Below are 22,949 nucleotides of genomic sequence, written 5' to 3' on the forward strand. Positions count from 1 at the left end.
TGTGCCTGAACGTCGAGGTGCTGTCGAGCGACGGCATGTCGATCGAGATGCGTGACACCGACGAGGACGTCTTCCGCGCCGCGGAAGAGCTCGGTATCGATCTGTCCCGGCGTGAGCCGAGCAGCGTGGAAGAAGTCTGAGGGGGAGATCGCACAAATGCTGGACGTCAACTTCTTCGACGAGCTCAGAATCGGTCTCGCGACCGCCGACGACATCCGTCAGTGGTCGCATGGAGAGGTCAAGAAGCCCGAGACCATCAACTACCGGACTCTCAAGCCGGAAAAGGACGGACTCTTCTGCGAGAAGATCTTCGGTCCGACCCGCGACTGGGAGTGCTACTGCGGTAAGTACAAGCGCGTCCGCTTCAAGGGCATCATCTGCGAGCGCTGTGGCGTCGAGGTCACTCGGGCCAAGGTGCGCCGTGAGCGGATGGGCCACATCGAGCTGGCCGCGCCGGTCACGCACATCTGGTACTTCAAGGGCGTTCCTTCGCGCCTCGGTTACCTGCTCGACCTGGCCCCGAAGGACCTGGAGAAGGTCATCTACTTCGCGGCGTACATGATCACGCATGTCGACAACGAGATGCGCGAGCGTGACCTGCCCTCGCTGGAGGCGAAGATCTCCGTCGAGCGGCAGCACATCGAGCAGCGCCGCGACGCCGACGTCGAGGCCAGGCAGAAGAAGCTCGAAGGCGACCTGGCCGAGCTTGAGGCCGCCGGCGCCAAGGGTGACCAGCGCCGCAAGGTCCGTGAGGGCGCCGAGCGCGAGATGCGCCAGCTCCGCGACCGGGCCCAGCGCGAGCTGGACCGGCTCGACGAGGTCTGGAGCCGCTTCAAGAACCTCAAGGTCCAGGACCTGGAGGGCGACGAGCTGCTCTACCGCGAGATGCGCGACCGCTTCGGCCGCTACTTCAAGGGCGGCATGGGCGCGCAGGCGATCCAGGACCGCCTGATCAGCTTCGACCTCGACGCCGAGGCCGAAAACCTGCGCGAGACCATCCGCAGCGGCAAGGGCCAGAAGAAGGCCCGTGCGCTCAAGCGGCTCAAGGTCGTGTCGGCGTTCCTGAACACCACCAACTCGCCGCGCGGCATGGTGCTCGACTGCATCCCGGTCATCCCGCCGGACCTGCGCCCGATGGTGCAGCTCGACGGTGGCCGGTTCGCGACCTCCGACCTCAACGACCTCTACCGCCGGGTCATCAACCGGAACAACCGCCTCAAGCGTCTGCTCGACCTCGGCGCGCCCGAGATCATCGTGAACAACGAGAAGCGGATGCTGCAGGAGGCCGTGGACGCGCTGTTCGACAACGGCCGCCGCGGTCGCCCGGTCACCGGTCCCGGCAACCGGCCGCTGAAGTCCCTCAGCGACATGCTGAAGGGTAAGCAGGGTCGTTTCCGCCAGAACCTGCTGGGCAAGCGAGTCGACTACTCCGGCCGTTCGGTCATCGTCGTCGGCCCGCAGCTCAAGCTGCACGAGTGCGGTCTGCCCAAGCAGATGGCGCTGGAGCTGTTCAAGCCGTTCGTGATGAAGCGGCTCGTGGACCTCAACCACGCACAGAACATCAAGTCGGCCAAGCGGATGGTCGAGCGGGCCCGCCCCGTGGTGTGGGACGTGCTCGAAGAGGTCATCACCGAGCACCCCGTGCTGCTCAACCGCGCTCCGACGCTCCACCGCCTGGGCATCCAGGCGTTCGAGCCGCAGCTCGTGGAGGGCAAGGCCATCCAGATCCACCCGCTCGTCTGCACCGCGTTCAACGCGGACTTCGACGGTGACCAGATGGCCGTGCACCTGCCGCTGTCGGCTGAGGCCCAGGCCGAGGCACGCATCCTGATGCTCTCGACCAACAACATCCTCAAGCCGGCCGACGGCAAGCCCGTGACGATGCCCACCCAGGACATGGTCATCGGCCTCTACTGGCTGACCACCATGAAGGAGGGCGCGGAGGGCGAGGGCCGCGTGTTCGGCTCGATCGCCGAGGCGCAGATGGCCTTCGACCGCCGCGAGCTGGAGATCCAGGCGAAGATCCAGATCCGGCTGAAGGACGTCCTGCCGCCGCGCGACTGGGTGGCCCCCGACGGCTGGGAGCCGGGCGACCCGCTCCGGCTGGAGACGACGTTCGGGCGGTGCCTGTTCAACCAGACGCTCCCCGAGAGCTACCCGTTCGTCGACTTCCAGGTCGGCAAGAAGCAGCTGTCCACGATCGTGAACGAGCTGGCGGAGACCTACCCCAAGATCGAGGTCGCCAACTCGCTCGACGCGCTCAAGGACGCGGGCTTCCGCTGGGCGACCCGCTCCGGTGTCACGATCTCGATCGAGGACGTCGTCGCGCCGCCGAACAAGACCGACATCATGGAGAACTACGAGCGCCGGGCCGACAAGGTGCAGCGCGAGTACGAGCGCGGTCTGATCACCGACGAGGAGCGCCGTCAGGAGCTCATCGAGATCTGGACGCACGCGACGGCCGACGTCGAGACCGACATGGTCAACGCCTTCCCGGCGACCAACCCGGTCTGGATGATGGTCAACTCCGGCGCCCGTGGTAACAAGATGCAGGTCCGGCAGATCGCCGGCATCCGCGGCCTGGTGTCCAACACCAAGGGTGAGACGATCCCGCGGCCGATCAAGGCCTCGTTCCGCGAGGGCCTGTCGGTGCTGGAATACTTCATCTCCACCCACGGCCAGCGGAAGGGTCTGGCCGACACCGCCCTGCGTACGGCGGACTCGGGTTACCTGACCCGGCGTCTGGTGGACGTGGCGCAGGACGTCATCGTGCGCGAGATCGACTGCGGCACCGACCGCGCGGTCCCGCTGCACGTCGGCGAGCGGGACTCGGCGGGCACCCTGGTCAAGGCGGAGAACGCCGAGTCCAACGTGCACGGCCGCATCCTGGCCGAGGACGTCGAGGTCGACGGCAAGATCATCGCGGCGGCGGGGGTCGACATCAACGACCTGCACGTCACCGCGCTGGTCGAGGCCGGTATCGAGACCGTACGCACCCGCAGCGCGCTCGTCTGCGAGGCCAAGATCGGTGTCTGCGCGACCTGCTACGGCCGCTCGCTGGCCACCGGCAAGCTCGTGGACGTCGGCGAGGCGGTCGGCATCATCGCCGCCCAGTCGATCGGTGAGCCCGGCACGCAGCTGACGATGCGGACCTTCCACACCGGTGGTGTGGCCGGCGCCGACATCACCCACGGTCTGCCCCGTGTCACGGAGCTGTTCGAGGCGCGCATCCCCAAGGGTGTCGCCCCGATCTCCGAGGCCGAGGGCCGGGCCCGGATCGACGAGACCGACAAGACCAGGAAGATCGTGATCACCCCCGACGACGGCTCGGAGGAGATCGCCTACCCGGTCTCGATGCGCTCGCGCCTGCTCGTGCAGGACGGCCAGCGGGTCACGGTCGGTCAGCAGCTCGTGGCCGGTGCGGTCAACCCCAACGAGGTGCTGCGCATCCTCGGCCCGCGGGCCGTGCAGCTGCACCTGGTGGCGGAGGTCCAGCAGGTCTACCGGTCGCAGGGTGTGTCGATCCACGACAAGCACATCGAGATCATCGTGCGGCAGATGCTCAAGCGCGTTAACGTGCTGGAGTCCGGTGACACCGACCTGCTGCCCGGCGAGCTCGTGGAGCGCCCGCGCTTCGAGCAGATGAACCGCGAGACGGTGGCGGAGGGCGGCGGCCCGGCCGCCGGTCGTCCGGTGCTCATGGGCATCACGAAGGCGTCGCTCGCCACCGAGTCGTGGCTGTCGGCGGCCTCCTTCCAGGAGACGACCAGGGTCCTGACGGACGCGGCGATCCACGCCAAGTCCGACTCGCTCCTGGGCCTGAAGGAGAACGTCATCATCGGTAAGCTCATCCCGGCGGGCACCGGCATGCCGCAGTACCGCAACATCAGGGTGGAGCCGACCGAGGAGGCCAAGGCGGCCATGTACACCGTCGGCGGTTACGACGGCTCCGCGGCCGACTACACCTTCGGCACCGGCAGCGGCGAGGCGGTTCCCCTGGAGGAATACGACTTCGGTCAGTACAACAGGTGAATTGTTCTTAGTTCGCTGTGACGCGCCCGGGTCCCCGTTTCGGGGGTCCGGGCGCGTCCGTGTGCGGTGTGTTCGGGTCTCTTGTTTGGGGGTTCGGGTGCGTCCGCGCGGTGTGCTCGGGGTCTCTTGTTTGGGGGTTCGGGTGCGTCCGCGCGGTGTGCTCGGGGTCTCTTGTTTGGGGGGCCGGGCGCGCTGCCGTAACGCCCATCCGTTGCGCCTCCCATGAACCCCCATCCGTTACGCGCTGCCGTGGCTGCCCCAGACGCCGCACGGGGCCGGGGGCCTTCCAGGGAGACGGTGGCTGACCCTGCGCGGGCCGGCCGCCGTTACGACGCCCTGTGGGCCGGGTTACGTGGTTGTGGCCTGCCGGGGAAGGTTTGTGGATGGCCGGCCGGGTGCCGGGGGCGAAAAGGGCGGCCCCGTGGGAGTGATCGGGCTTCGGGCCACGGGTCGGCGGGGCCGGGGTCGCGGATCTCCGTGCGGAATGCAGTGCAGGGCGGATATCATGGCTGCGGAGCTGTAGATGGGCTGGATGAAGTAGGCCTCGGCGATCCGGAGTGGCAAGGCTGACTGGCCATGTCGCGCCGTTTTGACGTGTCGCATGGGCCTGGGTAGTCTTGGACATCGTGCCCGTCTCTATGCGGGCCTTCGACCGCGCGCTCATTGCGGCGTAGGACGGCTTCCTGGCTCGTTTCCCTCTCGGATGTGTCTGTGTGGATAGCGCGACACGCCCGAGCGCGGGGGCGCCGAGGCAGGGAAAAACAGCAGGTCATGACACCGGCAGCACCTGCGAAACGCAGCACCTGATGACGTAACACCGGCCAAGGCACGAAACGGAGTGGCAGTGCCCACTATTCAGCAGTTGGTCCGCAAGGGCCGGCAGGACAAGGTCGCCAAGACCAAGACTCCTGCCCTCAAGGGGAGTCCGCAGCGGCGCGGCGTCTGCCAGCGCGTTTACACCACTACCCCGAAGAAGCCCAACTCGGCACTGCGCAAGGTGGCCCGCGTTCGGCTCACGAACGGCATCGAGGTCACGGCCTACATCCCCGGTGTGGGCCACAACCTGCAGGAGCACTCCATCGTGCTCGTGCGTGGCGGTCGTGTGAAGGACCTGCCGGGTGTTCGCTACAAGATCATCCGTGGTTCGCTCGACACCCAGGGTGTCCGCAACCGCAAGCAGGCCCGGAGCCGTTACGGCGCGAAGAAGGAGAAGAGCTAACAATGCCTCGCAAGGGTTCTCCTGGCCGCCGTCAGCTCATGGCTGACCCGGTTTACAGCTCGCCGCTGGTGACCGCCCTGATCAACAAGGTGCTTCTGGACGGCAAGCGTTCCATTGCACAGTCAATCGTCTACGGCGCCCTTGAGGGCTGCAGGGATAAGACCGGCAACGACCCGGTCGTCACCCTCAAGCGCGCGCTTGACAACGTCAAGCCGACCCTCGAGGTCCGCAGCCGCCGTGTCGGTGGCGCGACCTACCAGGTGCCGGTCGAGGTGCGTGCCGCGCGCAGCACCACGCTGGCCCTGCGCTGGCTGGTGCAGTACTCCCGCGCCCGCCGCGAGAAGACCATGACCGAGCGCCTCATGAACGAGCTCCTCGACGCCAGCAACGGCCTCGGGGCGAGCGTGAAGAAGCGCGAGGACACCCACAAGATGGCCGAGTCCAACAAGGCCTTCGCTCACTACCGCTGGTAGTGGGTTCGACGAGACGACGAGGACGCGAGAGAAGTGGCCACCACGACCGCTCTTGACCTGGCCAAGGTCCGCAACATCGGGATCATGGCCCATATCGACGCGGGCAAGACCACCACGACCGAGCGCATCCTGTTCTACACCGGCATCAACTACAAGATCGGTGAAGTCCACGAGGGCGCTGCCACGATGGACTGGATGGAGCAGGAGCAGGAGCGCGGCATCACCATCACGTCCGCCGCGACCACCTGTGAATGGCTCGGTCACACCATCAACATCATCGACACCCCGGGGCACGTCGACTTCACCATCGAGGTGGAGCGCTCGCTCCGCGTGCTCGACGGTGCCGTCGCCGTGTTCGACGGTGTCGCGGGTGTCGAGCCGCAGTCGGAGACGGTGTGGCGCCAGGCCGACCGCTACAACGTCCCGCGCATCTGCTTCGTGAACAAGATGGACCGGGTCGGCGCGGAGTTCCACCGCTGCGTCGAGATGATGGTCAGCCGCCTGGGCGCGACCCCCGCTGTGATCCAGCTTCCGTGGGGCGTCGAGGCCGACTTCAAGGGCGTCATCGACCTCATCACGATGAAGGGTCTCATCTGGAGCGCCGAGGCGGCCAAGGGCGAGATGTACGACACCGTCGACATCCCGGCCGACCACGCCGACGCCGCTCGCGAGTGGCGGGACCGCCTCATCGAGACCGTCGCCGAGAACGACGACGAGCTGATGGAACTCTACCTGGAGGGCACCGAGCCCACCGAGGAGCAGCTCATCGCGGCCATCCGCCGCGCCACGCTGAGCAGCGCCATCAACCCCGTCCTGTGCGGCACCGCGTTCAAGAACAAGGGCGTGCAGCCCCTGCTCGACGGGATCGTCGCCTACCTCCCGGCGCCGACCGACATCCCGGCCTTCAAGGGCCACGCGGTCGGCAACGAGGAGAAGGTCATCGAGCGGCACGCGGACCCGACTGAGCCGTTCTCCGCTCTGGCCTTCAAGATCGCCAGCGACCCGCACCTGGGCAAGATCACCTACATCCGCATCTACTCGGGCACGCTCGAGGCCGGTTCACAGGTCACCAACTCTGTGAAGGGCAAGAAGGAGCGGATCGGCAAGATCTACCAGATGCACGCCAACAAGCGTGAAGAGCGGCCGACGGCCATCGCCGGCCAGATCGTCGCCGTCATGGGCCTGAAGGACACCACGACGGGCGACACGCTGTCCGACACGTCCAACCAGGTCGTGCTCGAGTCGATGACGTTCCCGGCTCCGGTCATCAACGTCGCCATCGAGCCGAAGACCAAGGGCGACCAGGAGAAGTTGTCGACCGCCATCCAGCGGCTGGCCGAGGAGGACCCGTCCTTCCAGGTCCGCCGTGACGAGGAGACCGGTCAGACGGTCATCTGGGGCATGGGCGAGCTCCACCTGGAGATCCTCGTCGACCGGATGCGCCGCGAGTTCAAGGTCGAGGCCAACGTCGGTCGGCCGCAGGTCGCCTACCGCGAGACCATCCGCCGCAAGGTGGAGAAGATCGACTACACCCACAAGAAGCAGACCGGTGGTTCCGGTCAGTTCGCGCGGGTGATCATCAACCTCGAGCCGTTGGGCGAGGGCAACGACGGCTACGAGTTCGAGAACAAGGTCACCGGTGGCCGCGTCCCGCGGGAATACATCCCGTCGGTCGACGCGGGCGCCCAGGAGGCCGCCGAGTTCGGCGTGCTGGCCGGCTATCCGATGGTGGGCGTGAAGGTTACGCTGACCGACGGTGCCGCGCACGACGTCGACTCCTCGGAAATGGCCTTCAAGATCGCCGGCTCGATGGCCTTCAAGGAGGCCGCGCGCAAGGCGGACGCCGTGCTTCTCGAGCCGATGATGGCCGTCGAGGTCACCACGCCCGAGGACTACATGGGTGACGTCATCGGCGACCTCAACGGCCGCCGCGGGCAGATCCAGGCGATGGACGAGCGGGCCGGAGCCCGGGTCGTCCAGGCGCTCGTGCCGCTGTCTGAGATGTTCGGCTACGTGGGCGACCTGCGTAGCAAGACGCAGGGGCGCGCGAGCTACAGCATGCAGTTCGACTCCTATGCGGAGGTGCCTCCGGGCATCGCCAAGGAGATCGTCGCGAAGGCCCGGGGCGAGTAGTTCCTGGTCCGATCCGGCGACGGGTCGGAGCAGGACTTCAAGTCCTGGTCCCTGGTGGGGTGGTGAGCAGCCACCCCGCCGCCAAGGGGTTCGGGAGCTCCCGGGCCCGAGTGTGTACGAAAGTCAGTCAGATTCTCTAAGGAGAGAACCAGTGGGCAAGGCCAAGTTCGAGCGGAACAAGCCGCACATGAACATCGGCACCATTGGGCACATCGACCACGGCAAGACCACGCTGACCGCGGCGATCACCAAGGTGCTTCACGACCGTTACCCCGAGCTCAACGCCGCGACGCCGTTCGACAAGATCGACAAGGCGCCGGAGGAGAAGGCCCGTGGTATTACGATCTCCATCGCGCACGTCGAGTACCAGACCGAGAAGCGCCACTACGCCCACGTGGACTGCCCCGGTCACGCCGACTACGTGAAGAACATGATCACCGGTGCCGCTCAGATGGACGGCGCCATCCTGGTGGTCGCCGCTACCGACGGCCCGATGCCGCAGACGAAGGAGCACGTCCTCCTGGCCCGCCAGGTCGGCGTCCCCTACATCGTCGTGGCGCTCAACAAGGCCGACATGGTCGACGACGAGGAGATCCTCGAGCTGGTCGAGCTCGAGGTCCGTGAGCTCCTGTCCGCTCAGGAGTTCCCCGGCGACGACCTGCCCGTCGTACGCGTCTCCGCCCTCAAGGCTCTCGAGGGCGACGCCAAGTGGGCCGACAGCATCGTCGAGCTCATGAACGCCGTGGACGAGAACGTGCCCGAGCCGCCGCGTGAGACGGACAAGCCGTTCCTCATGCCGGTCGAGGACGTTTTCTCGATCACCGGTCGCGGCACGGTCGTCACCGGCCGTATCGAGCGCGGCATCGTCAAGGTCAACGAGCAGGTCGACATCATCGGCATCAAGCCGGAGAAGACGACCACCACCGTCACCAGCATCGAGATGTTCAACAAGATGCTCGACGAGGGTCACGCCGGTGACAACGCCGCCCTGCTGCTCCGCGGCATCAAGCGCGACGACGTCGAGCGCGGCCAGTGCATCATCAAGCCGGGCACGACCACCCCGCACACCGAGTTCAACGGCCAGGTCTACATCCTGTCCAAGGACGAGGGCGGCCGCCACACGCCGTTCTTCAACAACTACCGCCCGCAGTTCTACTTCCGTACGACTGACGTGACCGGCGTCGTGAACCTCCCCGAGGGCACGGAGATGGTCATGCCGGGCGACAACACCGAGATGCGCGTTGAGCTGATCCAGCCCATCGCCATGGAGGAAGGTCTCAAGTTCGCGATCCGTGAGGGTGGCCGCACCGTCGGCGCCGGTCGGGTCACGAAGATCATCAAGTAGCTGGACCGTTGGGGCGGCGGTCGGCCCCGGACTTGGGACCGACCGCCGATCCGCGTACAGGGCCCTGCGAACCGGCGCCGTGATCCTGCAGTCACTTCGGCTGACGGGACGAGGTCGATCCGCTCAGCGGTGAGACATCGGACAGTGACCGAAGTCACTGCCGGATCACGGAAGAACAGGCAGCTCCACTGCGTCTGCCTCGTGGGGTCAGGCAGGCTCTGACCTGCAACAACACAGCGGCACAAGGCCGCACGATACTTTTTCAGACGACAGCGAAGGACACCGAGGCCACTATGGCGGGACAGAAGATCCGCATCCGGCTTAAGGCCTATGACCACGAGGTCATCGACACTTCGGCCAAGAAGATCGTCGAGACAGTGACGCGGACTGGCGCGAAGGTCGCGGGCCCGGTGCCGCTGCCGACCGAGAAGAACGTGTACTGCGTCATCCGCTCGCCGCACAAGTACAAGGACAGCCGCGAGCACTTCGAGATGCGCACGCACAAGCGGCTGATTGACATCATCGACCCGACCCCCAAGACGGTTGACTCGCTCATGCGGCTCGACCTCCCCGCGGGTGTCGACATTTCGATCAAGCTCTGAGGGAACGCACTGACATGGCTAAGACGATCAAGGGCGTCCTGGGCAAGAAGCTCGGCATGACCCAGGTCTTCGACGCGGACAACCGGATGGTCCCGGTCACCGTGGTCGAGGCCGGTCCGTGCGTGGTGACCCGCGTCCGCACTCCTGAGAAGGACGGCTACTCCGCCGTCCAGCTCGGCTTCGGGCAGGTCGACCCCCGGAAGGTCAACAAGCCGCTCGGCGACTACCTGCGTAAGCACGACATCACCCCGCGCCGTTACTTCGCGGAGATCCGCACTGACGACGCGAGCGACTACACCCTGGGCCAGGAACTGCTGGCCGACACCTTCGAGGCCGGCCAGTTCGTCGACGTGACGGGCAAGAGCAAGGGCAAGGGCTTCGCCGGTGTCATGAAGCGCCACGGTTTCGGTGGTCTGGGCGCGTCGCACGGTACGCAGCGCAAGCACCGTTCGCCGGGTTCCATCGGTGGCTGCGCCACCCCGGGCCGCGTTTTCAAGGGTCTGCGCATGGCTGGCCGGATGGGTAACGTCCGCACCACCGTGCAGAGCCTCAAGGTCCACTCCGTGGACGTCGAGAACGGTCTCATCCTGATCAAGGGTGCGATCCCCGGCGCCAACGGCAGTCTGGTCCTCGTTCGCACCGCTGCCAAGAAGGGGGCTGCCAAGTGAGCATCACCATTGACGTCCTCGACGCCAGCGGTGCCAAGACCGGCACCGTTGACCTGCCCGAAGACGTCTTCGGCACCAAGGTCAACGTACCGCTGATCCACCAGGTGGTCGTGGCGCAGCTCGCCGCTCGCCGGCAGGGCACGCACAAGGCCAAGACCCGTGGTGAGGTCTCCGGCGGCGGCAAGAAGCCGTACCGCCAGAAGGGCACCGGCCGCGCCCGCCAGGGCTCGACCCGCGCGCCGCAGTTCACCGGCGGTGGCACCGTCCACGGCCCGGTTCCGCGCGACTACTCGCAGCGGACGCCCAAGAAGATGAAGGCCGCCGCGCTGCGTGGCGCCCTCTCCGACAGGGCGGGTGGCGGTCGCGTGCACGTGGTCAGCTCGCTGGTCACGGGGGACACCCCCAAGACCAAGGCCGCGCTGCAGGCCCTGCGCAAGGTCACCCAGGCCCCCCGCGTCCTCGTCGTGGTCGACGAGGCCGACGAGGCGACCTGGCTCAGCCTGCGCAACGCTCCGGAGGTCCACCTGCTGGACGCCGGGCAGCTCAACACGTACGACGTGCTGCTGGCCGACGACGTGATCTTCACGCGGGAGGCCTACGACCAGGTCGTGGCCCGGCTTTCGGCGGGGTCGGCGGCTAATGAGGGAGAAGAGGCCTGATGGAGAAGATCGTCGACCCGCGCGACGTCATCATCAAGCCGGTCGTCTCTGAGAAGAGCTACGGCCTGATCGATGAGTTCAACAAGTACACGTTCCTGGTGAAGAAGACCGCGAACAAGACCCAGGTCAAGATCGCTGTTGAGCAGATCTTCGGGGTCAAGGTCACCAGTGTGAACACCATCAACCGGCAGGGCAAGCGCAAGCGGACCCGTACCGGTTTTGGCAAGCGTCCCGACACCAAGCGCGCGATCGTGAGCCTGGTGGAGGGCGATCGGATCGACATCTTCGGTCAGATCGGCTAGCCACCAGAGAAGTGAGCGGGCCGCGAGGCTCGCGGGGCCGAGACCGCCGTACTCCGGTGCGGCGGGCTCGCCCATGTAACCGACGAAGGATGAACGAAAAAGATGGGCATCCGTAAGTACAAGCCGACGACCCCGGGTCGCCGCGGATCGAGTGTCTCGGACTTCTCCGAGATCACCCGCAGCACGCCGGAGAAGTCGCTGCTTGCGCCCCTTCACAGCAAGGGCGGCCGGAACGTACACGGCCGGGTCACCGCACGCCACCAGGGCGGCGGTCACAAGCGCGCCTACCGGATCATCGACTTCCGTAGGCATGACAAGGACGGCATTCCGGCGAAGGTCGCTCACATCGAGTACGACCCGAACCGTACCGCCAATATCGCTCTGCTCCACTACGCCGACGGTGAGAAGCGCTACATCATCGCGCCGACGGGCCTCAAGCAGGGTGACCGTATCGAGAACGGCCCCGCCGCCGACATCAAGCCGGGCAACTGCCTGCCGCTGCGCAACATCCCGACCGGTACCTTCATCCACGCGGTGGAGCTCCGTCCGGGCGGCGGCGCCAAGCTGGGCCGCTCCGCCGGCGCCCAGATCCAGCTGCTCGCCAAGGAAGGCCAGTACGCCACGCTGCGTATGCCGTCGGGTGAAATGCGCATGGTCGACGTGCGCTGCCGGGCCGCGGTGGGCCAGGTCGGCAACGCCGAGCAGGCCAACATCAACTGGGGCAAGGCCGGCCGTATGCGGTGGAAGGGCAAGCGCCCGACCGTCCGCGGTGTCGCGATGAACCCCGTCGACCACCCGCACGGTGGTGGTGAGGGCAAGACCTCCGGTGGTCGCCACCCGGTGAACCCGAAGGGTAAGCCCGAGGGGCGCACCCGCCAGGCCAACAAGGCCAGCGACCGGTTGATCATTCGTCGCCGGAGCAAGAGGAAGAAGCGGTAGGAGCAGCCGAAATGCCACGTAGCCTTAAGAAGGGTCCCTTCGTGGACGAGCACCTTCAGAAGAAGGTGGACGTCCAGAACGACAAGGGCACCAAGAACGTCATCAAGACGTGGTCGCGGCGCTCCATGATCGTTCCCGACATGCTCGGGCACACGATCGCCGTGCACGACGGCCGCAAGCACGTCCCGGTCTTCATCACCGAGTCGATGATCGGCCACAAGCTCGGAGAGTTCGCCCCCACGCGGACGTTCCGCAGCCACGTCAAGGAAGACCGCCGCAGCCGGCGGTAAGCGTCCCAGAAGTAGGAGAAGGCGATGGAAGCCAGGGCTCAGGCGCGGTTCGTCCGTGTCACGCCCATGAAGGCCCGCCGTGTGGTGGACCTTATTCGCGGGCTGCCCGCTTCGGAGGCGCAGGCCGTGCTGCAGTTCGCTCCCCAGTCGGCGAGCGAGCCGATCTACAAGGTGCTCAGCAGCGCCATGGCGAATGCCGAGCACAACTTCGACCTCGACCCGAGCACGCTCGTCGTGAGCCGGGCGTGGGTCGACGAGGGCCCGACGCTGAAGCGGTTCCGCCCGCGTGCACAGGGTCGTGCCTATCGGATCAACAAGCGGACGAGCCACATCACCGTGATCGTGGAATCCCGCGAGCCGAAGGGAAGGACCCGATAGTGGGCCAGAAGGTTAACCCGCACGGGTTCCGCCTCGGCATCACGACCGACTTCAAGAGCCGGTGGTACGCCGACAAGCTGTACAAGTCGTACGTCGCCGAGGACGTGTCGATCCGCCGCATGCTGCAGAAGGGCATGGAGCGGGCCGGCATCTCCAAGGTCGAGATCGAGCGCACCACGGACCGCGTACAGGTGGACATCCACACCGCGCGGCCCGGCATCGTGATCGGCCGGCGCGGCGCCGAGGCGGACCGCATCCGTGGCGACCTGGAGAAGCTGACCAAGAAGCAGGTCCAGCTCAACATCCTCGAGGTCAAGAACCCCGAGATCGACGCGCAGCTCGTCGCGCAGGGCGTGGCCGAGCAGCTGTCCAGCCGGGTCTCGTTCCGCCGTGCCATGCGCAAGGCGATGCAGTCGGCCATGAAGTCCGGTGCCAAGGGCATCCGTGTCCAGTGCTCCGGTCGTCTGGGCGGCGCCGAGATGTCGCGGTCGGAGTTCTACCGCGAGGGCCGCGTGCCGCTGCACACGCTTCGCGCGGACATCGACTACGGCTTCTACGAGGCCCGTACCACCTTCGGCCGGATCGGCGTGAAGGTCTGGATCTACAAGGGCGAGGCTCCGACCAGCCGCGCCGAGCGCGAGGCGGCCGCCGCCGGCGCCCGGGCCGGCCAGCGTCGCGAGCGTGACGACCGTCGTGGTGGCGGCGGCGGCGACCGTCCCCGTCGTGGCGGCGCCGGTGGCGCCCGTCGCGGTGGCGGCCGTGGCGGTGACCGCGGCGACCGTGCCCCCCGCACAGAGGCGGCCTCGCAGGCCGCCCCCGAGACCGGCCCGGCCGCGCAGCCGGGTGCCGAAGGGAGCTGACCATGCTGATCCCGCGCAGGGTCAAGCACCGTAAGCAGCACCGGCCTGACCGCAGCGGCGCCGCCAAGGGCGGCACCAGGGTCGTGTTCGGCGAGTTCGGCATCCAGGCGATTGAGCACGCTTACGTGACCAACCGCCAGATCGAGTCGGCCCGTATCGCCATGACCCGTCACATCCGCCGTGGCGGCAAGGTGTGGATCAACATCTACCCCGACCGTCCCCTCACCAAGAAGCCCGCCGAGACCCGCATGGGTTCCGGTAAGGGCTCGCCGGAGTGGTGGATCGCCAACGTCAAGCCCGGACGCGTGATGTTCGAGCTGTCCGGCGTGGCGGAGTCGGTCGCGCGCGAGGCGCTTCAGCGCGCGATCCACAAGCTGCCTATGAAGTGCAAGATCGTTAAGCGTGAAGTGGGTGAGGCGTGATGGCTAAGGGCCTGACCGCCGGCGAGCTGCGGGTGGAGGATCAGGACACCCTGGTCCGCAAGCTCAAGGAGGCCAAGGAGGAGCTGTTCAACCTCCGCTTCCAGGCGGCGACCGGTCAGTTGGAGAGCCACGGGCGGCTGCGTGCCGTCCGCCGCGAGATCGCCCGTATCTACACCGTGATGCGTGAGCGGGAGCTCGGCATCATCACGGTTGAGAAGGAGACGAGCGATGGCTGAGACCACCGAGACCAGCACCACCGAGACCGCCGAGGCGGCGGAGAACGCGCGGAACTTCCGCAAGGTCCGTGAGGGCTTGGTCGTCAGCGACAAGATGGACAAGACCGTCGTCGTCGCCGTCGAGGACCGCGTGAAGCACCGCCTGTACGGCAAGGTCATCCGCCGGACGACCAAGTACAAGGCGCACGACGAGGCCAACGCCTGTGGCGTCGGCGACCGCGTGCTGCTGATGGAGACCCGCCCCCTGTCCGCCACCAAGCGGTGGAGGGTCGTGGAGATCCTCGAGAAGGCCAAGTAACACGCCTTCTCTGGCATGCCGCGCCTCGTGGGGGTTCTGAGAGCCCCCACGACGGCGTCCAAGGACGCGGGGTCACCCCCGGTCTCGCGTCGCCTGCGGTGCGGTGCCGCAGGCCGCTCAGGGACACGCTGAGCGGCCCACGGGGCTGTGGCCGGGGGAACAAGACAACAGCAGGTTCCGCCAGGCTCAGAAATGAGAACCGGCGCGACTAACAGGAGTAGAACGTGATCCAGCAGGAGTCGCGGCTCAAGGTCGCCGACAACACGGGCGCGAAGGAGATCCTTTGCATCCGTGTTCTCGGTGGCTCGGGCCGACGCTACGCCGGTATCGGCGACGTCATCGTCGCCACTGTCAAGGACGCGCTGCCCGGCAGCACTGGCGTCAAGAAGGGCGACGTGGTCAAGGCCGTCGTCGTCCGCACGGTCAAGGAGCGCCGCCGGCCCGACGGCTCCTACATCCGCTTCGACGAGAACGCCGCCGTCATCATCAAGGACAGCGGTGACCCTCGCGGCACCCGTATCTTCGGCCCGGTCGGCCGGGAGCTGCGCGACAAGAAGTTCATGCGCATCATCTCGCTCGCCCCGGAGGTGCTGTGATGCCGAAGCTGCACGTCAAGAAGGGTGACCTGGTCCAGGTCATCGCGGGCAAGGACAAGGGTGCCAAGGGTCGCGTCATCGCCACGCTCCCGCGCGAGGACCGCGTGGTGGTCGAGGGCGTCAACATGATCAAGAAGCACACGAAGGAGACCCACCAGGGCCCGCGCGGCGCCAAGACCGGCGGCGTGCAGACCATGGAGGCTTCCATTCACGTCTCCAATGTGAAGAAGCTCAAGGACGACAAGCCCGCCGACAAGAAGGCCGAGGACAAGAAGGCCGACGAGACGGGTGAGGACAGCTGATGACTGCCACGACCACTGAGACCGAGCGCCCGACGCCCCGACTCAAGACGAAGTACCGCGAGGAGATCGCGGGCCAGCTTCGCGAGCAGTTCGCGATCGAGAACGTCATGCAGATCCCGGCCCTGACCAAGATCAAGGTCAACATGGGCGTGGGCGAGGCGGCGCGTGACTCCAAGCTCATCGAAGGCGCCGTTCGCGACCTCACCGTGATCACCGGCCAGAAGCCGGCCGTCGTGCGGGCCCGCAAGTCCATCGCCCAGTTCAAGCTGCGCGAGGGCATGCCGATCGGCGCGCACGTCACGCTGCGCGGGGACCGCATGTGGGAGTTCCTCGACCGGCTGCTCGCCCTGGCGCTGCCGCGTATCAGGGACTTCCGTGGCCTGTCGCCCAAGCAGTTCGACGGCAACGGCAACTACACGTTCGGTCTGACCGAGCAGGTCATGTTCCACGAGGTCGACCAGGACAAGGTCGACCGGCCGCGGGGCATGGACATCACGATCGTGACCACGGCGAAGAACGACGACCAGGGCCGGGCGCTGCTGAAGCTCCTCGGGTTCCCCTTCAAGGAGGCCTGATCATGGCGAAGAAGTCACTGATCGCCAAGGCAGGGCGTAAGCAGAAGTTCGAGGTCCGGGCATACACTCGTTGCTCGCGTTGTGGCCGGCCGCGCGCCGTCTACCGCAAGTTCGGGCTGTGCCGCGTGTGCTTCCGCGAGATGGCGCACCGGGGCGAGCTGCCCGGCATCACCAAGTCGAGCTGGTAGTTAACCTTGGGGGGCGGCCGCGTGTCGCCCCCCAGGTGATCGACCGCACACATATTCAGTAGATAGACAAGGCAGGACGCGTCCCGCGTCCGTGACCGCGCCGAAGGTCCACCGGTAGAGAGCACGACAGGTGCTGCTTGACCGACTGGAAACCGCGGCGAGGAAGGCCACTGGCCATGACGATGACCGACCCGATCGCAGACATGCTCACACGTCTGCGTAACGCGAACTCGGCGTACCACGACAGCGTGTCGATGCCGTACTCGAAGATCAAGGCGCACATCGCCGAGATCCTCCAGCAGGAGGGCTACATCCAGGCTTGGACCGTCGAAGACGCCAAGGTTGGCAAGAACCTCGTGGTGGAGCTCAAGTTCGGGCCTACCCGTGAGCGGTCGCTCGCGGGCCTGCGCCGGGTGTCCAAGCCCGGTCTGCGGGTTTATGCGAAGAAGGACAATCTGCCTCGAGTCCTGGGCGGGCTGGGCGTCGCGATCATCTCGACGTCCGCCGGTCTCATGACCGACAAGCAGGCCGGCAAGCGTGGTGTGGGCGGGGAAGTCCTCGCCTACGTCTGGTAGAGGGGAGGAACACAGCATGTCGCGAATCGGACGGCTGCCCATCCCGGTGCCCAGTGGCGTAGACATCACGATCAGTGGCCAGGATGTCCAGGTCAAGGGCCCGAAGGGCACGCTCACTCACACGGTCGCGGACCCGATCACGGTCGCCCGCGACGACGACGGTGCCATCGCCGTCAGCCGCCCCAACGACGAGAACAAGGTCCGGGCGCTGCACGGCCTGTCGCGGACGCTGATCGCCAACATGGTGCAGGGCGTCACTCAGGGCTACTCCAAGACCCTGGAGATCGTCGGAGTCGGTTACCGCGTCCAGGCCAAGGGCCCGACGCAGCTCGAGTTCTCGCTGGGCTTCAGCCACCCCGTCGTCGTCGACGCCCCCGAGGGCGTCACCTTCCGCGTCGAGCGGCCCACCGTGTTCCACGTGGACGGCATCGACAAGCAGAAGGTCGGTGAGGTCGCGGCCAACATCCGTAAGCTGCGCAAGCCTGACCCGTACAAGGGCAAGGGCGTGCGCTACCAGGGCGAACAGATCCGCCGCAAGGTCGGAAAGGCTGGTAAGTAGGCATGGCTCCGAAGACTGCGTTCGGCAAGCACACGGCTGCCCGCACCGTCTCGCGGGCTCGCCGTCACCGCCGCGTCCGCAAGAACGTCGTCGGTACGGCCGCGCGTCCGCGCCTGGTCGTCAACCGTTCGACCCGTCACCTGTTCGTGCAGATCGTGGACGACTCCGTCGGTCACACGCTCGTGAGCGCGTCCACCATGGACCCCACGCTGCGCGCCCTGGAGGCGGACAAGACCGAGAAGGCCAAGAAGGTCGGCGAGCTCCTCGCTCAGCGGGCCAAGGAAGCCGGCATCACGGCGGTCGTCTTCGACCGCGGTGGCAACCGGTATGCGGGTCGGATCGCGGCGCTGGCCGACAGCGCTCGCGAAGGCGGGCTCGCGTTCTGATGCGGGCCCGAGGATCGCAAATGATGGCAACTGTTGAGATGAGGAACCACTGATGGCTGCAGCTCCGCGTCGCGGTGGCGGCACCGGTGGCGAGCGGCGGGACCGTCGTGACGATCGCCGCGGTGGCGCCGCCGACAAGGGCGTCTCGTACATCGAGCGCGTAGTGAAGATCAACCGAGTGGCCAAGGTCGTGAAGGGTGGTCGTCGCTTCAGCTTCACCGCCCTCGTCGTCGTCGGTGACGGCAACGGCCTGGTCGGCGTCGGCTACGGCAAGGCCAAGGAAGTGCCCGCGGCCATCGCCAAGGGCGTCGAAGAGGCGAAGAAGCACTTCTTCAAGGTGCCGAGGATCCAGGGCACCATCCCGCACACCGTGCAGGGCGAGGAGGCGGCGGGCGTCGTCTTCCTGCGGCCGGCCTCGGCCGGTACCGGCGTCATCGCCGGTGGCCCGGTGCGCGCGGTGCTGGAGTGCGCCGGCATCCACGACGTGCTGTCCAAGTCGCTCGGCTCGGACAACCCGATCAACATCGTGCACGCCACCGTGTCGGCGCTGAAGGCCCTGTCGCGGCCCGAGGAGATCGCCGCCCGCCGTGGCCTGCCGATCGAGGACGTCGCCCCGCCCGCGATGCTGAAGGCCCAGCGCGAAGGCCTCGCGGAAGCGGCGGCGGCGAAGGCGGTGAGCTAGTCATGGCACGCCTGAAGATCACTCAGGTTCGCTCGAAGATCGGTGGCAAGCAGAACCAGCGTGACTCGCTGCGTTCGCTTGGCCTGAAGCGGATCGGCGACGTCGTCGTCAAGGAGGACCGGCCCGAGATTCGCGGGATGGTCGCCGTGGTGACGCACCTCGTCGATGTGGAAGAGGTCGATTGACATGACTGACAGCTCCAACAACGCTGCTCCGCTCAAGATTCACGACCTGCGTCCTGCCCCCGGTGCCAACAAGGCCAAGATCCGCAAGGGTCGCGGCGAGGCGTCGAAGGGCAAGACGGCCGGTCGCGGCACCAAGGGCAGCCACGCCCGTACGACGGTTCCCCTCGGGTTCGAGGGTGGCCAGGTGCCGCTGCAGAGGCGTCTGCCGAAGCTCAAGGGCTTCTCCAACGCGCTGTTCAAGACGACCTACCAGGTCGTCAACCTGGACAGGCTCGGCGAGCTGTTCCCCGACGGTGGCGAGGTCACCGTCGAGGCGCTGGTCGCCAAGGGTGCTGTCCGCAAGAACCAGCTCGTGAAGGTGCTCGGCACCGGTGAGCTCTCTGTCGCGGTGAACGTCCAGGCTCACGCCTTCTCGTCCGCCGCGAAGGAGAAGATCGCCGCTGCTGGTGGTTCCGTTACCGAGCTGTAAGAGCAATTACGAGGCGTGGGGGCTTTGACAAATGCCCCCACGCCCGTAGTGCGTTAGAGTTCGCGAGACGGCAGGATTCTGTCCGGCTCGTTTGACCTGAGACTTCAGATGGCAGATCCCCGCACCATCGCATACTCATACCGCCGTAAAGGCGCGCAGGAGGGACCGTGCTGACCGCGTTTACCCGGGCGTTCCGGACACCGGACCTGCGCAAGAAGTTGCTCTTCACCCTGGGCATCATCGCGCTGTTCCGACTCGGCTCGGTTCTTCCGACTCCGGGTGTTCACGTCCAGAATCTCGCGGCCTGTTTCGACCAGGCCCGTAATGGAGCCGCCGGCAACATCTATGGGATGGTGCAGCTCTTCAGCGGTGGTGCGCTCCTGAAGTTGTCGGTGTTCGCGCTGGGCATCATGCCGTACATCACCGCGAGCATCATCCTCCAGCTGCTCGTCGTGGTGATCCCACGCCTGGAGGCGCTGAAGAAGGAGGGGCAGTCCGGTCAGACCAAGATCACGCAGTATACGCGTTATCTGACCATCGGGCTCGCCGTTCTCCAGTCGACCGCTTTCATCGCGCTGGCCCGCACCGGCCAGCTCTTCCCGAACTGCCAGCAGGACGTCCTGCTCGACCCGGACAACATCTTCGGCATCGTCACGATGGTCATCATCATGACGGCCGGTACGTCGGTGATCATGTGGCTGGGTGAGCTCATCACCGACCGCGGCGTCGGCAACGGCATGTCCATCCTGATCTTCACTCAGGTCGTGGCGGTCTTCCCGTCCGAGCTGACCAACATCTTCCAGGCCAACAAGTTCACCTTCACGGTCGTCATGGTCGTCGGCGTCTTCATGATCGCCGCGGTGGTCTTCGTCGAGCAGGCCCAGCGGCGCATCCCGGTGCAGTACGCCAAGCGCATGGTGGGCCGCAGGATGTACGGCGGCACGTCCACGTACATCCCGCTCAAGGTCAACCAGGCCGGCATCATCCCGGTCATCTTCGCCTCGTCGCTGCTCTACCTGCCGCAGCTCATCACGTCGCTGTTCCAGACGACCGACAACGCGGTCATCCGGTGGATCTCGCAAAACCTGGCCACGGGCGACACGCCGATCTACATGGCCACGTTCTTCCTCTTGATCATCTTCTTCACGTACTTCTACGTGTCCATCACGTTCAACCCCACTGAAGTCGCCGACAACATGAAGAAGTACGGTGGTTTCATTCCGGGCATCCGTCCCGGCCGTCCGACGGCTGAATACCTGAACTTCGTGCTCACTCGTCTGACCGCGCCGGGCTCGCTCTATCTGGGTCTGATCTCCATGGTCCCGATCGTCGCGCTGGCGGTGTCCGGTGCGAGCCAGAACTTCCCGTTCGGAGGGACGAGCATTCTGATCATGGTTGGTGTCGGCCTGGACACGGTGAAGCAGATCGAGAGCCAGCTCCAGCAGCGTAACTACGAAGGTTTCCTGCGGTAGTGCGTCTCGTTCTGGTCGGGCCCCCCGGAGCGGGTAAGGGGACACAGGCCCAGTACATCGCATCGAACCTGTCGATCCCGAAGATCTCGACAGGTGACATCTTCCGTGCCAATGTCTCGGGGGGCACGGATCTTGGCAAGCTGGCCAAGACGTATATGGACCGTGGCGACCTGGTGCCTGACGAGGTGACCATCGCCATGGTCCGTGACCGTCTCTCCGAGGACGACGCGCAGGACGGCTTCCTGCTTGACGGCTTCCCCCGAAATGTCGCGCAGGCGGAGATCCTGCGCGACATGCTCAAGGACTGGGGGCAGGCGCTCGACGTCGTGCTGGAGCTGGTGGTCGAGGACGACGAGGTCGTCAGGCGGCTGGCCGGCCGGCGCACGTGCAGTCAGTGCGGGCGCATCTGGCACGTCGAGTTCGACGACAAGAAGGACGACAGGTGCGACGCGTGCGGGGGCGCGCTCTTCCAGCGTGACGACGACAAGGAGGAGACGGTCCGGCACCGCCTGGAGGTCTACCAGGAGCAGACGGCGCCGCTGGTCTCCTACTACGCCGACGAGGGCATTCTCGTGGGGGTCGATGCCACGGGCCCGGTCGAGGAGATCACACAGCGGGCCATGGAGGCGATTCAGCCGTTCATGGGTTAAGTCGGAGAACGACCGTTTTGGGGTGGCGTGGGCTTCCACGCCACCCTGCTCGCTATTGGACGGTTATTGTGGGGGGATTGGGCCCCCAGCGTGGCCCGTTGAGACCCAGGGGGGCAGGCAGATGTTCAAGCGCAACCGGCACGGGATCCAGATCAAGTCTCCGGAGCAACTGGAGAAGATGCGGGCCGCGGGCCTGGTGGTCGGGCGCACGCTCGACCTGCTGAAGCGCTCGGTCGAGCCCGGCATGACGCCGCTCGACCTGGACGGCATCGCCGAGAAGGCCATCAGGGACGAGGGAGCGATCCCGTCGTTCAAGGGCTACCAGGGCTTCCCCGCGACGATCTGCGCCTCGGTGAACGAGGAAGTGGTCCACGGCATCCCGACCGACGTCCGCAAGCTGCGCGAGGGCGACATCATCTCGATCGACTGCGGGGCCATCCTGGAGGGCTGGCACGGCGACTCGGCCGTCACCGTGCCGGTCGGCGAGGTGGACCCCAAGCTGACGGAGCTGATGCGGATCACCGAGGAGGCCATGTGGCGCGGCATTGCCGCGCTGCGCGTCGGCCGCCACCTGTCGGACATCGGCCACGAGGTGGAGCGGTACGTCAAGTCGCAGGGCCGCTTCGGCATCCCCCCGGAATACGGAGGCCACGGCATCGGCACCGAGATGCACATGGACCCGTGGATCGCCAACCACGGCCGGCCCGGGCGGGGCCCGGTGCTGGAGGAGGGCATGTGCCTGGCCATCGAGCCCATGGTGAACCTGGGCACCGAGCGCACCCGCGTACTGGCGGACGACTGGACCGTGGTGACGATCGACGGCAAGGCCTCGGCACACTTCGAACACAGCGTCGCGGTGACACATAATGGTCCTTGGGTGCTGACCGCCCTGGACGGGGGCCAAGAGCGCCTGGCGCACCTGCAGAACTAGCCGGGAGTGTGGGATGGCCAACAGCCCCGAGATGCGAGCCTCCGACGCCGACCGCGACCGCGTGGCCGCCATCCTCCGCGAGCACACCGCGCAGGGCCGCATCACCATGGATGAGTTCAACGAGCGGCTCGAATCGCTCTACCGCAGCAAGACCTATGGCGAGCTGGCCAAGCTGACGGCCGACCTGCCCGACGTGGACCTGCGCAACCGCCCGGCCAAGGTGCGCCCGGCCGCCGCGCCCGACAACCGCATGCATCCGGGCATGCGGGCGGCCTGGGGCGCCTGGGCCACGGCCAGTGGCATCAACTGGGTGATCTGGCTGATCGTGAGCATCACGTCGGGCGACTTAGTGTATCCGTGGCCGCTGTGGGTGATGGGGCCGTGGGGCCTGATCCTGCTGATCAGCACCGTGTTCGGCAACCACCGCCCCCGCCACCAGTAGGGGTTTGTGCACTTGTGCACTGTGTGCATTCGTGCGCAGTAGGGCGGGGCGCGGATTCCTAACGTGAGCTGTGTCGGGAAC

The 22,949-nt window shown here is 66.5% G+C and carries 30 protein-coding genes; all 30 read left to right on the forward strand.

The annotated features are described in order from the left end of the window. Window positions 1-156 precede the first annotated feature (156 nt). The 30 genes from ABGB18_RS39150 (at window position 157) to ABGB18_RS39295 (ending at window position 22,868) form a co-directional block, all read left to right on the forward strand. The gene (locus tag ABGB18_RS39150; RefSeq protein WP_347700736.1) at window positions 157-4,032 is read left to right on the forward strand and encodes a DNA-directed RNA polymerase subunit beta'; all 3,876 of its coding nucleotides are present in this window, start codon (window positions 157-159) and stop codon (window positions 4,030-4,032) included. An 844-nt stretch (window positions 4,033-4,876) separates the two neighbouring features. Next, the gene (rpsL, locus tag ABGB18_RS39155) at window positions 4,877-5,251 is read left to right on the forward strand and encodes a 30S ribosomal protein S12 (protein ID WP_043623420.1); all 375 of its coding nucleotides are present in this window, start codon (window positions 4,877-4,879) and stop codon (window positions 5,249-5,251) included. Window positions 5,252-5,253: 2 nt separating this feature from the next. Then, the gene (gene rpsG / locus ABGB18_RS39160) at window positions 5,254-5,724 is read left to right on the forward strand and encodes a 30S ribosomal protein S7 (protein ID WP_055505082.1); all 471 of its coding nucleotides are present in this window, start codon (window positions 5,254-5,256) and stop codon (window positions 5,722-5,724) included. Between the two features lie 33 nt (window positions 5,725-5,757). Then, on the forward strand, window positions 5,758-7,857 hold the full coding sequence (fusA, locus tag ABGB18_RS39165; RefSeq protein WP_347700737.1) for an elongation factor G: 2,100 nt from the start codon (window positions 5,758-5,760) through the stop codon (window positions 7,855-7,857). A 151-nt stretch (window positions 7,858-8,008) separates the two neighbouring features. Continuing rightward, window positions 8,009-9,202, forward strand: a complete 1,194-nt coding sequence (gene tuf, locus ABGB18_RS39170) for an elongation factor Tu (protein WP_347700738.1) — start codon at window positions 8,009-8,011, stop codon at window positions 9,200-9,202. Window positions 9,203-9,495: 293 nt separating this feature from the next. Beyond that, window positions 9,496-9,804: a 30S ribosomal protein S10 gene (gene rpsJ, locus ABGB18_RS39175; RefSeq protein ID WP_090930460.1), complete on the forward strand. Its 309-nt coding sequence runs from the start codon at window positions 9,496-9,498 to the stop codon at window positions 9,802-9,804. A gap of 14 nt (window positions 9,805-9,818) precedes the next feature. Next, window positions 9,819-10,472, forward strand: coding sequence for a 50S ribosomal protein L3 (rplC, locus tag ABGB18_RS39180; protein ID WP_347700739.1), 654 nt, complete (start codon window positions 9,819-9,821; stop codon window positions 10,470-10,472). Continuing rightward, entirely contained in the window at window positions 10,469-11,131 is a 663-nt protein-coding gene (gene rplD, locus ABGB18_RS39185; protein WP_347700740.1) for a 50S ribosomal protein L4, read from the forward strand. The genes rplC and rplD overlap by 4 nt, the downstream gene beginning before the upstream one ends. After that, window positions 11,131-11,433 carry a 50S ribosomal protein L23 gene (rplW, locus tag ABGB18_RS39190; RefSeq protein WP_347700741.1) on the forward strand — a complete coding sequence of 101 codons (303 nt, stop codon included), beginning with the start codon at window positions 11,131-11,133 and terminating at the stop codon, window positions 11,431-11,433. The genes rplD and rplW overlap by 1 nt, the downstream gene beginning before the upstream one ends. Before the next feature lie 102 nt (window positions 11,434-11,535). Next, window positions 11,536-12,372 (forward strand): 50S ribosomal protein L2, encoded by an 837-nt coding sequence (gene rplB / locus ABGB18_RS39195; protein ID WP_090930456.1) that lies wholly within the window; start codon window positions 11,536-11,538, stop codon window positions 12,370-12,372. Between the two features lie 11 nt (window positions 12,373-12,383). Beyond that, the gene (rpsS, locus tag ABGB18_RS39200; protein WP_347700742.1) at window positions 12,384-12,662 is read left to right on the forward strand and encodes a 30S ribosomal protein S19; all 279 of its coding nucleotides are present in this window, start codon (window positions 12,384-12,386) and stop codon (window positions 12,660-12,662) included. A 24-nt stretch (window positions 12,663-12,686) separates the two neighbouring features. Continuing rightward, the gene (gene rplV, locus ABGB18_RS39205) at window positions 12,687-13,040 is read left to right on the forward strand and encodes a 50S ribosomal protein L22 (RefSeq protein WP_347700743.1); all 354 of its coding nucleotides are present in this window, start codon (window positions 12,687-12,689) and stop codon (window positions 13,038-13,040) included. Beyond that, window positions 13,040-13,900, forward strand: a complete 861-nt coding sequence (rpsC, locus tag ABGB18_RS39210; RefSeq protein WP_347700744.1) for a 30S ribosomal protein S3 — start codon at window positions 13,040-13,042, stop codon at window positions 13,898-13,900. The genes rplV and rpsC overlap by 1 nt, the downstream gene beginning before the upstream one ends. Before the next feature lie 2 nt (window positions 13,901-13,902). Beyond that, window positions 13,903-14,322 (forward strand): 50S ribosomal protein L16, encoded by a 420-nt coding sequence (gene rplP, locus ABGB18_RS39215; protein ID WP_347700745.1) that lies wholly within the window; start codon window positions 13,903-13,905, stop codon window positions 14,320-14,322. Continuing rightward, on the forward strand, window positions 14,322-14,558 hold the full coding sequence (gene rpmC / locus ABGB18_RS39220; RefSeq protein WP_090930525.1) for a 50S ribosomal protein L29: 237 nt from the start codon (window positions 14,322-14,324) through the stop codon (window positions 14,556-14,558). The genes rplP and rpmC overlap by 1 nt, the downstream gene beginning before the upstream one ends. Next, window positions 14,551-14,856: a 30S ribosomal protein S17 gene (rpsQ, locus tag ABGB18_RS39225; protein WP_347700746.1), complete on the forward strand. Its 306-nt coding sequence runs from the start codon at window positions 14,551-14,553 to the stop codon at window positions 14,854-14,856. The genes rpmC and rpsQ overlap by 8 nt, the downstream gene beginning before the upstream one ends. A 224-nt stretch (window positions 14,857-15,080) precedes the next feature. Next, a complete protein-coding gene (rplN, locus tag ABGB18_RS39230; RefSeq protein WP_043623452.1) occupies window positions 15,081-15,452 on the forward strand; it encodes a 50S ribosomal protein L14 in 372 nt (123 codons plus the stop codon). Between the two features lie 8 nt (window positions 15,453-15,460). Further along, on the forward strand, window positions 15,461-15,754 hold the full coding sequence (rplX, locus tag ABGB18_RS39235; RefSeq protein WP_347700838.1) for a 50S ribosomal protein L24: 294 nt from the start codon (window positions 15,461-15,463) through the stop codon (window positions 15,752-15,754). Beyond that, window positions 15,754-16,329: a 50S ribosomal protein L5 gene (rplE, locus tag ABGB18_RS39240; RefSeq protein WP_347700747.1), complete on the forward strand. Its 576-nt coding sequence runs from the start codon at window positions 15,754-15,756 to the stop codon at window positions 16,327-16,329. Before rplX ends, rplE begins: the two co-directional genes overlap by 1 nt. Before the next feature lie 2 nt (window positions 16,330-16,331). Beyond that, on the forward strand, window positions 16,332-16,517 hold the full coding sequence (locus tag ABGB18_RS39245; RefSeq protein WP_020542298.1) for a type Z 30S ribosomal protein S14: 186 nt from the start codon (window positions 16,332-16,334) through the stop codon (window positions 16,515-16,517). 176 nt (window positions 16,518-16,693) lie between these two features. After that, window positions 16,694-17,092, forward strand: a complete 399-nt coding sequence (gene rpsH, locus ABGB18_RS39250) for a 30S ribosomal protein S8 (protein ID WP_090930448.1) — start codon at window positions 16,694-16,696, stop codon at window positions 17,090-17,092. Window positions 17,093-17,108: 16 nt separating this feature from the next. Further along, a complete protein-coding gene (gene rplF / locus ABGB18_RS39255; RefSeq protein ID WP_347700748.1) occupies window positions 17,109-17,651 on the forward strand; it encodes a 50S ribosomal protein L6 in 543 nt (180 codons plus the stop codon). Between the two features lie 2 nt (window positions 17,652-17,653). Continuing rightward, window positions 17,654-18,037 carry a 50S ribosomal protein L18 gene (rplR, locus tag ABGB18_RS39260; RefSeq protein WP_347700749.1) on the forward strand — a complete coding sequence of 128 codons (384 nt, stop codon included), beginning with the start codon at window positions 17,654-17,656 and terminating at the stop codon, window positions 18,035-18,037. 52 nt (window positions 18,038-18,089) lie between these two features. Then, window positions 18,090-18,719: a 30S ribosomal protein S5 gene (gene rpsE / locus ABGB18_RS39265; RefSeq protein ID WP_090930445.1), complete on the forward strand. Its 630-nt coding sequence runs from the start codon at window positions 18,090-18,092 to the stop codon at window positions 18,717-18,719. A gap of 2 nt (window positions 18,720-18,721) precedes the next feature. After that, window positions 18,722-18,904 carry a 50S ribosomal protein L30 gene (gene rpmD, locus ABGB18_RS39270; protein WP_093171751.1) on the forward strand — a complete coding sequence of 61 codons (183 nt, stop codon included), beginning with the start codon at window positions 18,722-18,724 and terminating at the stop codon, window positions 18,902-18,904. A gap of 1 nt (window position 18,905) precedes the next feature. Then, complete coding sequence (gene rplO / locus ABGB18_RS39275) at window positions 18,906-19,373, forward strand: 50S ribosomal protein L15 (protein ID WP_347700750.1); 468 nt, start codon at window positions 18,906-18,908, stop codon at window positions 19,371-19,373. A gap of 167 nt (window positions 19,374-19,540) precedes the next feature. Continuing rightward, the gene (gene secY, locus ABGB18_RS39280; RefSeq protein WP_347700751.1) at window positions 19,541-20,845 is read left to right on the forward strand and encodes a preprotein translocase subunit SecY; all 1,305 of its coding nucleotides are present in this window, start codon (window positions 19,541-19,543) and stop codon (window positions 20,843-20,845) included. Next, window positions 20,845-21,495 carry an adenylate kinase gene (locus ABGB18_RS39285; protein WP_347700752.1) on the forward strand — a complete coding sequence of 217 codons (651 nt, stop codon included), beginning with the start codon at window positions 20,845-20,847 and terminating at the stop codon, window positions 21,493-21,495. The genes secY and ABGB18_RS39285 overlap by 1 nt, the downstream gene beginning before the upstream one ends. Window positions 21,496-21,616: 121 nt before the next feature. Then, entirely contained in the window at window positions 21,617-22,426 is an 810-nt protein-coding gene (map, locus tag ABGB18_RS39290; RefSeq protein WP_347700753.1) for a type I methionyl aminopeptidase, read from the forward strand. A gap of 13 nt (window positions 22,427-22,439) precedes the next feature. Further along, window positions 22,440-22,868: a DUF1707 domain-containing protein gene (locus ABGB18_RS39295; protein WP_347700754.1), complete on the forward strand. Its 429-nt coding sequence runs from the start codon at window positions 22,440-22,442 to the stop codon at window positions 22,866-22,868. Window positions 22,869-22,949 lie beyond the last annotated feature (81 nt).

It is taken from the genome of Nonomuraea sp. B12E4 (assembly GCF_039871825.1).
GTDB lineage: Bacteria > Actinomycetota > Actinomycetes > Streptosporangiales > Streptosporangiaceae > Nonomuraea.